Consider the following 14,040-nt stretch of genomic DNA (forward strand, 5'->3'; position numbering starts at 1 on the left):
ACGCTAGCCTGCCGAACGCTCATGCCGACCACAACGACAGTTCCACTCTCTCCACCCGTCGAGCCCCGGCTGACGTATGCCGACCTCTGCGCGATGCCGGAGGACGGCAACCGCTACGAACTCATCCACGGTGCGCTCGTCATGTCGCCCTCGCCGTCGTTCCGTCACCAGCATCGCACGGGTACGATCTACGCGAGCCTCCTCATCTATGCCCGCGAGCAGGACCTCGGTACGGCCGTCATCGCGCCGATGGACGTAGTGCTGGACGAGGACGCCGCGGTCGTGCAGCCCGATGTGCTGTTCATCGCGCGAGACAGGGCGGGCATCATCGCCGAGGTCATCCGCGGTGTGCCCTCGCTCGTGGTGGAGGTCATATCGCCCGGGTCTCGTCGCCGCGACGTGCGGACAAAGCGGGCGCTCTACGCGCAGTATGTCGTGCCGGAATACTGGCTCGTCGATCCCGAAGCGGACACGGTGGAGATCTACCGGCTACCTAAAGGTGCGACGACCTACGAACGAAGCGCCGCGCTCTCGACGGACGCTGACGATGTGCTGACGACGCCGCTGCTACCTGGGTGGTCACTCGGGCTGCGCGCCCTATTCAGCGCATAGTTGTCGACACCGGATTAACCCGTCTGGGCCAGGTCCGTGTATCGGTTACTACGGATGCAACTGAGCGACGTTGTGTGTAGATGCAGGCGTGGCAACTTCCAGCGGGCGGAGTGATCTCTCTATGGCCATTCACCGCGCGCCGTTCACCTCCTGATCCATGCCTGCGATTCCCTCCGCCCGCTTCGGCCACGTCAACGTCGTCGCGCGAGACTGGCGCCGCCTCGCTGCGTTCTACACGTCCGTGTTCGGGTGCGAGTTCGTACCGCCTGAGCGGGACTACGCCGGGCCGGGCCGGGCCGCTGGCACCACCCTCCCCGGCGCACGCCAACGAGGTGTCCACCTCCGGCTCCCCGGCGGCGGCCCCGACGGGCCGACCCTCGAAATCTACACGTACGACGCCCCACCCTACGAAGGCGCAATCCAGCCGCCTACCGTCCACCAGCCGGGGTTCGGCCACATTGCCTTCGCCGTCGATGACGTGCGTGCTGCGCGCCAAGCCGTGCTCGCTGCGGGCGGCGAGGCCGTCGGCGAGGTGGTCGAGTCTGTCGCTTCGGCGGGGCAGCGCGTGACGTGGTGCTACTGCCGGGACCCCGAGGGCAACGTCGTAGAGCTTCAGCGGTGGAGCGACGCGGCATAGCGCCTGACCTGCCCTACCCATCCTCTACCTCCGTTCCATGCCACCGATTTCCTACGATGGTCGCCAGTTCCGCGCCGTCTCGAACGCCCCGAACGGCGAGGTCAGCGACGCGACGCGCTTCGCCTACCGCCAGCGCGGCGATGTCGTGTGGGCGACCTACGAGGGCGGCGGCGTCCGCTTCGGCACGCTCGTCGCCTCTGTTGATGTGGACGGCGTCCTCGACATGCGGTACGCGCACGTCAACACGAATGGCGACCTGATGACGGGCACATGCCGTTCGACGCCGGAGGTCCTGCCAGACGGACGGTTGCGGCTGCACGAGCGCTGGCGATGGACCTCGGGAGACGAGAGCGCGGGCACGTCGGTTGTCGAGGAGATCGCGCCGTAGTGGTCACTCCGTGTCCAGCGGGAGCAACCGGGAGTCGGCCAGCGCGGCGGTGCGGTGTCCTGCGCCGGCGAGGTAGTCTGGGTCCTGCGCCAGCCCGAGGAACGCATTCACGCTCGGGTAGCGGACCACGAGCACGGCATCCCACGCGGGACCGTCCGGCCCGATCAGGAACGCCTCGCCGCGTCCGTGGACAACGATCTCCGCGCCGTACTTGGCGAGAAAGGGCCGCGTGTGGCGGAGGTAGACTGCGTAGGCCTCGCGCCCGGAGGTGGGAGACAGCAGCGCGAGATCGGGGTGCGCACCGTAGTCGGCCGTCTCGCGAAACCGCAGCAGGTTCAGCATGATGACCGGGGCCGTGCGGTCGCGTCGGAGAAACGCCGCGATGGCGTCAGGGCGCGGGTCGATGTAGGCGCTCATGCGGGATTTAGAGACAAGGTAGCGGGGATGTCAAGGCGGAGCGGGTTGTCCAGATGTCTACCACAGAGTGGGGTCGTTCAGCGCGGCGACGCATGCCAGCGTTCCGGACGGCGGGAGCACATCACGTTCAACTAGCGCCTTGGCCTGCCAACCGAACGGATAGGCGAGCGGATATGGCACAGCGTACTCCTTAGCCAACGTGGCATCGAAACCGAAGCGGCCGTAGTAGGCGGGGTCGCCGTAGACGAGCACGAGGGCGACGTCGCGCCCGGCTAGGTGGGCGAGGCCCGTTTCGACGAGTTGACTGCCGAGCCGCTGTCGTTGCGCATCGGGATGGACGGCAAGCGGCGACAGGATGTAGCCCTCGCCAGGTTCACCGTCGCCGATGGTGACTGGGCTGAACGCGACGTGTCCAACGATCTCGCCGTCGGCTTCGGCTACGAGCGTCAGCGTCTCGGGCGTCGTCTGCTCGGCGAGGAGGTCGGCCGCCAGCGTCGCGATGGTGTCGCGCTCTGCTTCGGGAAACGCGGCGAGGTGCAACGCGCGGATGCCTACCTCATCGTGGACGGTCGCCGGTCGAAGCTGCGCCATGGGAATCGGTCAGACGTGACTCAGTAGGGTCCTCGGATGTGATCGTGCACGTGCTCGTCGTAGAACCCGCGCAGTCGTTCGTGCAGGGTGTCCGACAACGGCGGCAGCGCCGAGGTGTGCGCGTTGACCTCGGCCTGGGCGGGCGAACTCGCGCCCGGGATGACGACCGACACCGCCTCATGGTCGAGGACCCACCGCAGCGCCATCTCGACCATTGAGACGCCCTCGGGTAGGTAGTCGCGCAGGTGCTCCGAGAGGGCGACGCCTCGCTCGTAGGGCAGCCCCGCGAACGTCTCGCCGACGTTGAACGCCTGGCCGTCGCGGTTGAACGCGCGGTGGTCGTCCTTCCGGAAAACGGTGTCCGTGGTCAGCTTGCCGGTGAGGAGCCCGCTCGCAAGCGGCAGCCGGACGATAATCCCCACACCTCGCTCCGCGGCACGGTTGAAGAGTTCGCGGGCAGGCTTCTGGCGGAAGATGTTGAAAATGACCTGCAGCGAGGTCAGCCCCTCCTGCTCCAGGCACAACAGCCCCTCCCCCACCGACTCGACGCTCGCGCCAAACGCCGCGATCAGGCCGTCATCGCGCTGGCGGCGGAGCCAGTCGAAGACGTGGCCCGCGCGCAGCACCTCCATCGGCACGCAGTGGAGTTGCGTCAGGTCGATCGTTTCGACACCAAGACGATCCCGTGAGCGCTTCGTGGCCGCGCGGAGGCCGTTCTCGGAATACTGGTCGGGAAACAACTCGCCCGTCCGCCCGAGCTTGGTCGCCACGACGATGTCGGGATGCGTTGCCCGGAAGCGCCCGACGGACTGCTCGCTCGCACCGTTGCCGTAGACATCGGCGGTGTCGAAGAAGCGGACACCGTGGGCGTACGAGGCGCCGAGAATCTGCTGGGCGATGGCGTCGTCCCAGGGGCGACCCCAGCCGCCGCCGAGTTGCCAGCAGCCCAGACCGCACTCGGTGACGGGATTGAGGCGACCGAGCGGTCTCTTTTTCATTGGGGTGAGCTTGGCGAAGAAAGGGAGGGCATCGTGATTGCGCAGCCCGTACGATTGTGAGGCTACCAAGGGGAGATACTCATAGAACGCGCTCTTCTTGTCATCCTGAGCGGAATTCGCAGAGCGAATGAAGACGAAGAGCCTGCCCTCGCGAACGCGGGGGATCTCCGTCGTATCTCGTCGCGGAGACGCGACTTGGATGCTGACTCGGAGGTTCTTCGACTCGCTACGCTCGCTCAGAATGACAACAATCTGTGAACGCCTCTCCGCCTGGGCCAGGACACGCTCAGCCTAGGCGGAGAGCTACCGAGATTTTCGGCGCACCCGTTTTCTAGCCCTGCGGGCCGTCCCATTCCGCGACGCCCAATGCCTCAAGGCCGCCCTTGCGGATCGGCTCGCTGGCGTCGTTGAGGGCCTGGAAGCCGAAGTCGAGCCCGGCGATGGTGCGCATCGGCCGCTTGCCGTGCGGCATGTCGATGAGCTGGCTGAAGATGTCGACCACGATGTGCGCGTCGGTCGGGGCCTCGCCGTTGGCGAACAGGTCGCGCACGGTGCCTTCGAAGCCCTGGAAAAACTCGCCGACGTGCCCGTAGGCTGCCATCACCTCTTGGCGCGAGCCCTGCTTCATGTTCTCGAAGAAGCTCGTCTCGAACGGCCCCGGCTCAACGAGGACCACGTCGATGCCGAGCGGCGCGAGCTCGTAGCGCATCGCTTCGCTCAGGCCTTCGAGGCCCCACTTGCTGGCGTTGTAGACGCCGAAGCCTGGGAACGCGGCGCGGCCGGCCGTCGAGCTCACCTGGATGATGAGCCCGTCGCTCTGCGCGCGCATGCCGGGCAGGACCGCGTTGGCCACGCGCGCCGTGCCCACGATGTTGAGGTCGAGCTGCGCGAGGAACTCGTCGGCGGTGAAGGACTCGACAGGGCCGCCGTAGCCGTAGCCCGCGTTGTTGATGAGCACGTCCACGCCGTCCATCTCGCGCACGGCCTGCTGCACGCTCTCGTCGGAGGTGACGTCCATCTCGTGGACGGAGATCGAGACGCCCTCAGCGGCGGCGAAGTCGCGAAGCTCCTGTGCCTTGGCAGCGTTGCGCGCGTCCACGGCGCGCATCGTGGCGTAGACGTGGTGGCCTTTCTGGGCGAGGGTCTTCGCGGCGTCGAGACCAAAGCCGCTGCTGCATCCGGTGATGAGGATCTTCTTCGACATACGTGTTCCTGGCAGAAGGTTGGGGAGAAATAACGCGGTCTGTGACCCCGAGGCAGGTGTGACGTTGCCACCCGCAGGGGGGCGGATTCCACAAGCCTATGCGGTGGCACTTCCCGTCAACGCCGACCACTCACGGACCACGCCCGCGCAGCGCCGGGGTTTCGCGTCGCGTCGCGAACCGAACGCCCGACGCCCCGCACCTTCATGAGGCCCTGGAGGTAGGGCTGCACGCAACCGCCGACGAGCGCTCGTGACGGCCCGTCGTGCTCGATCTGCCCCCAGAAGGATTCGCGGTCGCACTCGGACGATAGGCAAGCGTGCAGGATCGTCTTGCCTAGGCGCTCAGCCGCTGGAACCGCCACCGCACGTAGAAGACGATGACCGCGTGGAGGACGACGCCGACGGCAAGGCCGATGGCATGGTCGAGGCGGTCAACGCTGGGGGTGCGGCTGAGGACCCAGAGCGTCGCCCCAGACACCGGAAGGAACAGCAGCGCCGCGGTGCCAGCCCCCGGGTTGTACGCACGGCGCACGAGCACCGGCACGACGTGCGCGACGGCGTTGATGAGCGTCGGATAGACGACGGCCAGCCCCAGACCGATGTCGTACGACGCGGCCCCGACGATCACGGCCGTGAAGAGCGCCCAGACCCCCACGATGTTGATGACGAAGATCGCCGTGACGGGGAGCAGATCGCGCCCGCCGCCCATCACGTCGTTGACCCAGGTCCGGAAGCGGTCCCCGTCGTGCTCCTCGTACTGGTGAACCTGGTACATCGGGAGGTGGAGATAGACGAGGACCAACGCCAGCGACGCGTCGCGCAGCAGCACCAAGCCGAGCGCCGTGATGACGAAGGCGGACAAGAAGCCGCCGTAGACCCAGTTGGAGGTCAACCGCTCGTACGACATGGTTCTTTCTCTGTGGTGGACGGGACGAGAGCCGGCTGATCAAAAGAACGCCACACGGCTATCTCTCCAAGTCCGCTCAATGAGTTGGGCTCGTGCCCTCCTGCACTTGATTCAGAGCCGAAGTCAGGCGAAGCCAATCTCTGGCGACTGTGGCGGTTCTCAGCATCGCTGAGATGCTGCATCGAGTTTAGCATGACAAGTTGGAAGGTATACGACATGGTCGATACCACTTCACACGCAAGGTCCGCCTAGATCGAATGGGGAAACCAAACGCCGCATCGGGATCATACGCGGTAAGGACCCAGAATGGGCGCTCACACCTCGATGACGCCTTGGAGATAGGACTGCACGTAGCCGCCGATGAGCGTCCGCGGCACGCCTCCGCGCTCGATCAGCTCGCAGAAGAGCTCGCCGCCACGCGGGGACGCCTGGTAGGCGTGCAGCGTCGTCTTGCCAAGGCGGTCGGCCCAGAGCGGCACGAGCGCGCAGTGGATCGAGCCGGTCACCGGGTCCTCGGTCATACTGGTCCCTTCCTCGGGCGCGAGGTAGCGCGAGACGAAGTCGTAGTCCTGCCCCGGTGCCGTCGGGACGAAGCCGATCATCTCGGAGCCGCGCATGAGATCGATCAACAGGCCGTAGTCTGGTTGCAGCGCACGGACCTGCGCTTCGTCCTCGAACACCGCGTAGTAGTTGATGCCCGCACGGAGGAACTCGTTGGGACGCCCGCCCAGTCCGGCGACGATGCGGTCGGTCAGCGTGGCCGGTTCGGCGGCGTAGGCAGGGAAGTCCATCACGAGTTGCTCGCCCTCCCAGTGGACGAGCAACTCGCCGCTCCGCGTGTGGAAGCGCAGGGGCCTGCGCTCCACGCCGAGGTGGTGAAACAGCACGAAGCCCGTGGCGAGCGTCGCGTGGCCACAGAGCGGGATCTCGAAGCTGGGTGTGAACCAGCGCAGGCGGTAGCTGCCGTCCAGGTTGGCGGAGACGAAGGCGGTCTCGGCGAGATTGTTCTCCGCTGCAATCGCCTGCAGCAGCGCGTCGTCCGGCCACGCTTCCAGCACGCACACCGCTGCCGGATTGCCCGCGAATTGCTGGCTAGCGAAGGCGTCGACTTGGTATAGGGGGATACGCATAGCCTGCGCGGCTGTCAGTGGGACGAAGCGCTTCGCTGTTCGAGATCTTCCACGATCCACTCTGCAAAGCCTTCTGAGCCTTCAGCGCCCACCAGGGTGCGAAAGTAGGGAAGCTCGGCCTGAAGCAAGGCACGTAGTTTCCTCTGAACGCCTCCGTCAGCTTCGGGATGCCGATGGTCTGTGCACACGACGAAGCCTGCGATGATGTCCAGCAACTCAGTACGAAGCTCGGCATCGCACTGCCGCAGCACATCCATGAGAAACGGGAAGGCGGGTACAGCTGCGGAGGAGACATAGGCATGCTGATGGCACAAACCGCACCATAGGTTGTGGGAGGCCTCTAACGCGTCTGACTTCTCACCTAATGCCAGTCTTCGCAGCTGATTAGGCACGCTTACAGCGCTACCGTAGGCCGTGTGATAGGAGTCCCATCTGATCGCATTCAGTCGCTCAGCGAAAGACGTTGCTTCGGGTGACGTCATGGAGCTAAACACCTAACCTCATCCCACTCCACGTGGAAAGCGACAACGTGCAGGTCGATGACCTTGTCTGCACAGAGCCGGGTTGAACGATCACGCCGCCTTGCTGCGAACCCGCTGGATCGCCTGGCGCCAGAGGATTTTCGGAATCGAGACCACGTCCCGTGGATTTCGCGCGGCCACGAACGCCTCCCGCTTCGCGGTGCGATAGATCTCCGGCGACGCCTTCGAGGGGTGACCGGCGTCCAGCGGCGGCTGCGGGTCGTACTCGATGGCGAGCTGCGTGACCTCGGCATGCGCCTGGCCGCACAGCTCCATGACGACGTCGAGCGCGAGGTCGATGCCGGCGGACACGCCCGCCGCCGTGATGATCTTGCCCGACCGGACGATGCGCTCGTCGCGGCGTGCGTCTACGCCGAAGCCTTTCAGCACGCTCTGCGCCGCCCAGTGCGTCGTGGCAGGACGCCCCTTTAGAATGCCCGCCGCTGCGAGCACCAGCGCCCCCGTGCACACCGAGAGCGTCAGGGTGCTCGTCTCGTGGGCAGAGCGTACCCACTCAATCAGGGCGCGGTCTGCCATCGCCGTGGCGGTGTCGGCCGTCGATCCGGGGACGAGGAACAGGTCGGGGGCGGGCGTCTCGGCGAACGAGTGGGTGGCTCCCAGCACCAAGACGCCGCTGTCGGTCACCACCGGGCCCGGCGTGTTGCTGACAAACCGCAGATCCGCGTCGGGGATGGTACGCAGCACTTCGTACGGCCCGATTGCGTCCAGGGCCGTCATACCGTCGTACAGGACAATCGCTATCTGCATCGTTCTAGGGGTGTCGTTCGGGGGGATTGCGGGGTCGAATCACGCCGCCAGGAAAGCCGCGACGTGCGGATGGACAGCCTCGGCAAACTCGTCGTAGACCAGCAACTTTGCCCGGGGAATTGCGGTGAAGCCCGCGCACGCAGGGAAGGTTTCGGACATCGCCCGGCCTCGCTCGACGGGGAACGTTGGGTCGGCGGCCCCCCAGATGAGGCGAACGGGGAGGTCGAGCGTCGGGTGCAGGCGCGCGAAGTCGTCGATGCGGCCCCAGTCGAGGCCTTGGAGGTACTTCGCCAATCCGCGCGCCTTCGTCGGCGAGGCGATGACGGGGTCGAGGATGTAGCGCCTGAAGTCACCGTCGAGGAGCGCGGGGTCGGCGTAGCAGCCGCCGAAGCCCATCGCAGAGCGACGGAAGGCGCGGGCGCGGAAGAGTGGGGCGAAGAGCCGGTGCGCGCCGGGGACCCGCACCAGCTGGGCGTAGAACGGAATCCACGGCGGCCGGTGGCCGGGGATCTCGGTGTTGAAGAGCAGGAGGCGGTCGAGCCGCGCGCGGCCGGGAGCCTGCCCCGGACCGGATCCGGGGTCGGCGAGGTGCCGCGCGATAGACGCGCCGGTGTCGTGGGCGACCACAGCGTAGCGGTCGAGGCCGAGCCCGGTGGCCATCTCGGCGAGTGTCGCAGCCTGACCGGGGAACGAGAAGTCGGTGCGGGCGCTCCAGCGGCTCTCGCCCGTGCCGGGCAGGTCGATCACGATGCACGTGTGGGCGTTGCGCAGCCGGTAGGCGAGCGCGCGGTACGTGAAGCCGTTGAACGGCCAGCCGTGCACGAACACGACGGGCGGGCCGGTGCCGAACCGGCGGTAGGCGACTTCGGCCCCCGAGGTGACCGCGTAGCGCACGGGCTGGGCGAGAAAGAACGCCGTCGCCTCGGCGCGCAGCGGGTCCGTACCCGCGTTGTGGCCCGGTGTCTGGGTCGAGGTCGTAGGTACCATGAGTGGACCCTCTGTTTGCCTTGCCATGCAAAGCCATGCTACGCTGGCGCGCTGGTGCGCTGGACACTACAAGGTGCGCTGGCCGTAGGTATCGATCATCACGTAGGGATACAGCTCCGGCAGCACGCTGGCCGCGTCGAGGGCGGCGACCTCCTCGGGCGTGAGGTCGAGGGCGGCCGCGCCGAGGTTGTCGTCGAGCTGCGCCATCGTGCGGGCGCCGAGGATGACGCTCGACACCCACGGCTTCGCGCGGAGCCAGGCGAGGGCGACCTGCGCATAACTCGCCCCGCGCGCCTCCGCCACATGCCCGACGACATCCAGCGTATCCCAGTTGCGCCCTACCGAGCGGCGCTCCCACGACTCGGCCTGCTCCTCCGATGCCGTCGCGATGCGGCCCTCCGTCGGGCGCTCGCCGCGTTGGTACTTGCCCGAGAGGAACCCGCCGCCGAGCGGCCCCCACGGCACGAGGCCGATGCCCTCAGACACGAACAGGTCCTCGAACTCGTACTCGATGTCGCGCTGGACGAGGCTGTACTGGTACTGCCCGGCGATGAAGCGGTCGGTGCTGCGCGCGTCGCTGATGGTGAGCGCCTTCATCACCTGCCAGGCCTTGAAGTTCGAGACGCCGAGGTAGCGCACGTCGCCCTGACGGACGAGGTCGTCGAGCGCGCGCATCGTCTCGTCGAGCGGCGTGAAGGGGTCCCAGCAGTGGACGTAGAGTACGTCAATCACGTCGGTGTCGAGGCGCCGCAGGCTCGCGTGGACGCCGTGCATGATGTGGTGGCGCGAGAGGCCCTGGTCGTTCTTGCCGGGGCCGGTCGGGAAACGCACCTTCGTCGCGAGGATCACCTCGTCGCGGCGGTCCTTGATGGCCCGGCCGGTGATCTCCTCGGAGCGTCCCTGCGCGTAGCCGTCCGCCGTGTCGATGAAGTTGCCACCCGCGCCGAGGAAGCGGTGGATCATGCGCGTGGCATCCTCAGGACCCGTGCTGCGCGGCCCGGCCTCGCCGAAGATCATCGTGCCGAGGCACAGGTCGGAGACGAGGAAGCCGCTGTTGCCGAGGCGTCGAAATTGCATGGAGGCGATGGAGCTATGGGGTGCTTTGGATACGAGAGGACAAGCTACCGAACGGACACCGCGCCCCACGTTGGCCCGAGCCAGCGTACTAGCCAGGCCGTGACCTCAGGGCTTCTCAGCAAGGCCAGGTGCCCCGTTTCCGTCACCAGCTGGCGGTGGCTCGCCCTGATGTCCAGGCTTGCATCAGAACGGCTATCCTCTCCGAGCGCACTGGCGACTGGAACGAGGCCGTCGCCCACGAGGGTCTCTACCCATGAGCGAGAACCCAGGGAGTCACCCGGGGGGGAGGGCGCTGCAGGCTCGTCTACGCTGTCGCCCAGCGTTCCAGCGATCGCGTACCAGGCAATGTCCGTGGGTAGCGGTATCGGTGCCACTCGGCCTGCTACACGCCCCCAGCGCAGATCGGTAATGCCTGCGCTTCGCACGGCACCGATCCTCGCGTAGGGCGCGGTAAACGGAGAGAGGTCCAGCACCGCATCGACCCAGCCGCCGAGGCGTTCCAGCGGGGCTCCGTGATGGGGCGTTCCGAGACACACGACGCGCCGCAGGTACGGTCGCCAGCCTAGCGCCGCGTCGCACCCGAGGGCATCCGCGTGGTGCAGCGCACTGCGAACGACTAGCCCGCCCATGCTGTGGGCGACCACGGCGATCTCGTCCACCGGCGCGGGCCAGCGAGCGCAGAGCGCCGAGAGCAGCCGGGCGAGACGGCGACCGTTCTCCGCGATGGACCGTCCCGTGTTGTAGCGGACCCGCACAGGCGTGTAGCCCCGCGCCTCCAGGGCCTCAGCATGGCTGGACCCCTCCGGCTCGTGTTGGGCGGCCGCGTCCCAAGCTCGCTCGTCCATGCATAGCCCGTGGACCAAGAGCGCAATCCGGCTGGTCGCCTCGGGCACATCGAAGGACTCGGGCACACCGAAGAGCTCGGGCGCCTCCTCAGCTTCCAGCGACGATTCGCAGACCAGAGGCCGCCCCCGTACGTGGAGCGACATCGGCGTTGCGAGCGGGTTGCCCGTTGCCGAGAGATAGTCGCCGACGACCCCGTTGAGCACCGCCCGGAGAGTTGGAACGCTTAGCCTGGGGTTCTCCACATCGCTCGGCTCTGCAGCGGCGTCCACCGCAAGGGCAGCGCCATGCCCGACGAGGTGCGTGGTGCCTCGTACGGCGGCGTAGATGTGTCCGGTGAGGCCTCGCGTCCGGCCTGGCACGCGAGCCGGCACCCCCAGCACCGTCCATACCGCCTGATGCGACGCTTCGACGAGGTCCGTCACGCCGAGGACGGCGTCCGTCGCCAGCCGGACGGCGCCGTTCAGGTCTGAGAGGAAACGAGGAGAGCGAAGCACGCAAACGCGAGGGTAAGGGCATGGGCGGAGATGGCTTCTGGAACGCGCGCTGCGGAAAAGGTGCCCACCCTCGGGCGATTGCGCCGCGTGCCGTGGCAACGCACGCCGCCCCGCCAGCATGTAGCCAGCGGGGCGGCGGTGTGCGTCCCCACGAGGAGATAGGCTGCAGACCTAGCGCACACGCGTGAGGCGCTGCGTGACGGCCCCGCGCGGCGTCTGGAGCCGGACGAGATAGACCCCGCTCGGCAGCGCGCTCGCGTCGAACGTTGCGGTGTGCGCGCCGGCCTCGTGCGTGCCCGACGCCACCTCGGCGACGACGCGGCCGAGGAGGTCGTAGACCCGCAGGTCGATGTCGCCCGCCTCGGGCAGCGTGAACCGGAGCGTGGCCGACGAGGCCACGGGGTTCGGGTAGGCGTCGAGCGTCAGCACTTCGGGCAGGGCGTCCTGCGCAGCATCGGCCGAAGCGACGACCGCCGACGGAGCAGCGACGGGCGTACCGTGCTCGACCAGCGAGGCGCGGTTGTTCACCTTGATCTCGCGCGCCGCGATGGCGCCGCGGAACGAGGCGTCGGTGCGCACCCACACCAGCGCCGACGGCGCGTTGATGGTGCCGAGGAAGTTCGACCGCGCGCCGATGTTGAGCGTCGCCGTCTGCGTCGTGTTGAGCGTCACGTTGCCCGAGAGCCGCGGGTCGGGCCCACCGAACGAGACGACGCGTACCTCGGTGTCCGCGCCGATGTTGAAGCGCGTGACCACGTTGAGCGTCATCGGGCCGTTGGCCACGTCGAGGATGAGCGTCGCGTTGCGGTTGACGAGCAGTTCGTTGAAGGTGTAGGTGCTGCCGAGCAGGATGAGGGTGCCGCCGTCGCGGACGCGCACGCGCCTGTAGCTCCCCGGCGTGAGCGTGAGCGTCTCGCCCGCGTTGACGGTCTGGTTCTGCGTGCCCGCCGTGAACGGCCCCACGCTCGGCAGCGCGACGGGCGCGACGGGCGCGTTGCCCTGCGCCGTGCCCGTCACAGTCGCCGCGTTGTCGAGCGTGAGCAGCCCGCCCGCCGTCACGTTGCCCTCGACCACGTTGCGCTTCTCGACGGTCACCGCGCCCGTGGCCGTGACGTCGGCGTCGTAGCTGCCGCTGTAGCCGTTCGATTGCTTCTTGAGCGTGATCGCGCCGTTGGAGGCGAGGCCCCCCACGAGCGCGTCGGCCTTGCCGATGGTGACGGCGTCGGCGGCGATGAAGGCTGGCATCGGGATCGCGCCGTCGGCGTCGTAGACGTAGGCCGTCCCCGACGTCGACGCGCCCGTGTCCGTGAACGGCGCCCCGACAGCGATGCGGTCCCCACTCAGGGCGACGGCGAAGCCGTGGAAATCGGCGGTCTGTCCGTCGGACGCGGCGAGCCGGAAGGTCTCGGTCCACGTCTCGTCGAGGTCGTAGACATAGGCGAGACCCACCTCGGAACGGATCGTAGACGACGGCGCCCCGACGACGATACGGTCGCCCGCGACAGCGACGGCGGTGCCAACCTGCTGGTAGCTGTGCGTCACGCTGCCGATGAGCTTGGCCGTCTCGCTCCACGTCGACCCGGCGAGGTCAAACACGTAGGCTGCGCCCGCCTGGACGGCCACGGTGTCGTCGTTGTAGGCGCCCACGACGGCGCGGGTGCCGTCGAGCGCGACCGACTGGCCGACGCGGTCGCCGATGCTCTGGCTGGACGCCTGGAGGATGGCCTCGGTCCAGCCGTTCCCCGTCTCGGTGAAGACGTAGGCGGCACCGCCGTCGCCGGGCGTCGTCACGCCGATGGGCGCGCCTGCGATCACGCGAGGGCCGTCTACATCGACGGAGAAGCCGAGCGTGGCGGCCTGCTTGGGCACGGCGGCGGCGAGCTTGACGGTTTGGCTCCACGCGCCGTTGGCGTAGTCAAACACGTAGACCGCGCCGGCGTCGGTCGCCCCGGTGTCGTCGCCGAGGGCGCTGATGGCGAGGCGGTCGCCGTCGAGCGCGAGGCTGTAGCCGAAGCCCTGCCCGGCAGAGGCGTCGCTCGGCGCGAGCGTCGCGGTGAGCGACCAAGCAGTGCCAGTGCGCTCGTAGACGTAGACGATGCCGGTGTAGTTGTCTTTGAAGTAGCCGCCGAGGACGGCCCGGTCGCCGTCGAGCGCGACAGCGCTGCCCGCGAGTTCGAAGCCCGTCGTGGTCGGCGGGAGGAGCGTCGCCGAGAGGGACCACGCGCCATTTACGTAGTCGTAGACGAGCGCGGCCCCAGCCTCGGGCCCAGCGGTGTCGTCGTAGGGCCGCCCGACGAGCAGGCGGTCACCATCGATGTCGAGGTCGAAGGCGAACTGGTCGCCCGCGGCGGAGGCCGGGCGGAGGAGGGTCTCGATCTGGGCGGTGGCGGGGAACGCCACCAGGAGGGAGAGCGCGCAGAGCAGCGCACGGGTCGAAGCAAGCATGCAGAGGGTGATGCGAAA

At 67.8% G+C, this 14,040-nt stretch carries 15 protein-coding genes; 3 read left to right on the plus strand and 12 right to left on the minus strand.

From position 1 onward, the window contains the following. The first annotated feature begins 21 nt into the window (after nt 1–21). From AAFU51_05035 to AAFU51_05045, 3 genes are all read left to right on the plus strand, one after another. A complete protein-coding gene (locus AAFU51_05035) occupies nt 22–612 on the plus strand; it encodes a Uma2 family endonuclease (GenBank protein MEO1570613.1) in 591 nt (196 codons plus the stop codon). Nucleotides 613–769: 157 nt separating this feature from the next. Then, a complete protein-coding gene (locus AAFU51_05040; protein MEO1570614.1) occupies nt 770–1,249 on the plus strand; it encodes a VOC family protein in 480 nt (159 codons plus the stop codon). 37 nt (nt 1,250–1,286) lie between these two features. Further along, nucleotides 1,287–1,637, plus strand: a complete 351-nt coding sequence (locus tag AAFU51_05045) for a n-acetylglutamate synthase (protein ID MEO1570615.1) — start codon at nt 1,287–1,289, stop codon at nt 1,635–1,637. 3 nt (nt 1,638–1,640) lie between these two features. Here the strand turns inward: AAFU51_05045 and AAFU51_05050 are convergent, their stop codons facing one another. The 12 genes from AAFU51_05050 to AAFU51_05105 all read right to left on the minus strand — a co-directional run bounded on the left by AAFU51_05050 (nt 1,641) and on the right by AAFU51_05105 (nt 14,022). Next, nucleotides 1,641–2,054, minus strand: a complete 414-nt coding sequence (locus tag AAFU51_05050; GenBank protein MEO1570616.1) for a DUF1330 domain-containing protein — start codon at nt 2,052–2,054, stop codon at nt 1,641–1,643. A 57-nt stretch (nt 2,055–2,111) separates the two neighbouring features. Beyond that, on the minus strand, nt 2,112–2,645 hold the full coding sequence (locus AAFU51_05055; GenBank protein ID MEO1570617.1) for an N-acetyltransferase: 534 nt from the start codon (nt 2,643–2,645) through the stop codon (nt 2,112–2,114). Nucleotides 2,646–2,665: 20 nt separating this feature from the next. Next, nucleotides 2,666–3,643: an aldo/keto reductase gene (locus tag AAFU51_05060; GenBank protein ID MEO1570618.1), complete on the minus strand. Its 978-nt coding sequence runs from the start codon at nt 3,641–3,643 to the stop codon at nt 2,666–2,668. A 331-nt stretch (nt 3,644–3,974) separates the two neighbouring features. Next, nucleotides 3,975–4,847: an SDR family oxidoreductase gene (locus tag AAFU51_05065; protein MEO1570619.1), complete on the minus strand. Its 873-nt coding sequence runs from the start codon at nt 4,845–4,847 to the stop codon at nt 3,975–3,977. 334 nt (nt 4,848–5,181) lie between these two features. Next, nucleotides 5,182–5,754 carry an HXXEE domain-containing protein gene (locus tag AAFU51_05070; protein MEO1570620.1) on the minus strand — a complete coding sequence of 191 codons (573 nt, stop codon included), beginning with the start codon at nt 5,752–5,754 and terminating at the stop codon, nt 5,182–5,184. 314 nt (nt 5,755–6,068) lie between these two features. Next, entirely contained in the window at nt 6,069–6,884 is an 816-nt protein-coding gene (locus AAFU51_05075; protein ID MEO1570621.1) for a PhzF family phenazine biosynthesis protein, read from the minus strand. Between the two features lie 14 nt (nt 6,885–6,898). Continuing rightward, complete coding sequence (locus AAFU51_05080) at nt 6,899–7,141, minus strand: hypothetical protein (GenBank protein ID MEO1570622.1); 243 nt, start codon at nt 7,139–7,141, stop codon at nt 6,899–6,901. Between the two features lie 315 nt (nt 7,142–7,456). Further along, nucleotides 7,457–8,173 carry a DJ-1/PfpI family protein gene (locus AAFU51_05085; protein MEO1570623.1) on the minus strand — a complete coding sequence of 239 codons (717 nt, stop codon included), beginning with the start codon at nt 8,171–8,173 and terminating at the stop codon, nt 7,457–7,459. Between the two features lie 39 nt (nt 8,174–8,212). After that, nucleotides 8,213–9,160 carry an alpha/beta hydrolase gene (locus tag AAFU51_05090; GenBank protein MEO1570624.1) on the minus strand — a complete coding sequence of 316 codons (948 nt, stop codon included), beginning with the start codon at nt 9,158–9,160 and terminating at the stop codon, nt 8,213–8,215. Between the two features lie 66 nt (nt 9,161–9,226). Continuing rightward, the gene (locus AAFU51_05095) at nt 9,227–10,237 is read right to left on the minus strand and encodes an aldo/keto reductase (GenBank protein MEO1570625.1); all 1,011 of its coding nucleotides are present in this window, start codon (nt 10,235–10,237) and stop codon (nt 9,227–9,229) included. Nucleotides 10,238–10,281: 44 nt separating this feature from the next. Further along, nucleotides 10,282–11,577 carry an alpha/beta hydrolase gene (locus AAFU51_05100; GenBank protein MEO1570626.1) on the minus strand — a complete coding sequence of 432 codons (1,296 nt, stop codon included), beginning with the start codon at nt 11,575–11,577 and terminating at the stop codon, nt 10,282–10,284. Between the two features lie 171 nt (nt 11,578–11,748). Continuing rightward, nucleotides 11,749–14,022 (minus strand): T9SS type A sorting domain-containing protein, encoded by a 2,274-nt coding sequence (locus AAFU51_05105; protein ID MEO1570627.1) that lies wholly within the window; start codon nt 14,020–14,022, stop codon nt 11,749–11,751. Nucleotides 14,023–14,040: the final 18 nt, after the last annotated feature.

Source organism: Bacteroidota bacterium (assembly GCA_039821555.1).
In the GTDB taxonomy this organism is placed as follows: domain Bacteria; phylum Bacteroidota; class Rhodothermia; order Rhodothermales; family Rubricoccaceae; genus JBCBEX01.

What these genes read in the sequence shown, in the direction of transcription:
- AAFU51_05070 (MEO1570620.1), bottom strand. Translation starts at nt 5,754, where the DNA reads ATGTCGTACGAGCGGTTGACCTCCAACTGGGTCTACGGCGGCTTCTTG.
- AAFU51_05045 (MEO1570615.1), top strand. Translation starts at nt 1,287, where the DNA reads ATGCCACCGATTTCCTACGATGGTCGCCAGTTCCGCGCCGTCTCGAAC.
- AAFU51_05040 (MEO1570614.1), top strand. Translation starts at nt 770, where the DNA reads ATGCCTGCGATTCCCTCCGCCCGCTTCGGCCACGTCAACGTCGTCGCG.
- AAFU51_05080 (MEO1570622.1), bottom strand. Translation starts at nt 7,141, where the DNA reads ATGGATGTGCTGCGGCAGTGCGATGCCGAGCTTCGTACTGAGTTGCTG.
- AAFU51_05060 (MEO1570618.1), bottom strand. Translation starts at nt 3,643, where the DNA reads ATGAAAAAGAGACCGCTCGGTCGCCTCAATCCCGTCACCGAGTGCGGT.
- AAFU51_05075 (MEO1570621.1), bottom strand. Translation starts at nt 6,884, where the DNA reads ATGCGTATCCCCCTATACCAAGTCGACGCCTTCGCTAGCCAGCAATTC.
- AAFU51_05105 (MEO1570627.1), bottom strand. Translation starts at nt 14,022, where the DNA reads ATGCTTGCTTCGACCCGTGCGCTGCTCTGCGCGCTCTCCCTCCTGGTG.
- AAFU51_05035 (MEO1570613.1), top strand. Translation starts at nt 22, where the DNA reads ATGCCGACCACAACGACAGTTCCACTCTCTCCACCCGTCGAGCCCCGG.
- AAFU51_05095 (MEO1570625.1), bottom strand. Translation starts at nt 10,237, where the DNA reads ATGCAATTTCGACGCCTCGGCAACAGCGGCTTCCTCGTCTCCGACCTG.
- AAFU51_05085 (MEO1570623.1), bottom strand. Translation starts at nt 8,173, where the DNA reads ATGCAGATAGCGATTGTCCTGTACGACGGTATGACGGCCCTGGACGCA.
- AAFU51_05065 (MEO1570619.1), bottom strand. Translation starts at nt 4,847, where the DNA reads ATGTCGAAGAAGATCCTCATCACCGGATGCAGCAGCGGCTTTGGTCTC.
- AAFU51_05090 (MEO1570624.1), bottom strand. Translation starts at nt 9,160, where the DNA reads ATGGTACCTACGACCTCGACCCAGACACCGGGCCACAACGCGGGTACG.
- AAFU51_05050 (MEO1570616.1), bottom strand. Translation starts at nt 2,054, where the DNA reads ATGAGCGCCTACATCGACCCGCGCCCTGACGCCATCGCGGCGTTTCTC.
- AAFU51_05055 (MEO1570617.1), bottom strand. Translation starts at nt 2,645, where the DNA reads ATGGCGCAGCTTCGACCGGCGACCGTCCACGATGAGGTAGGCATCCGC.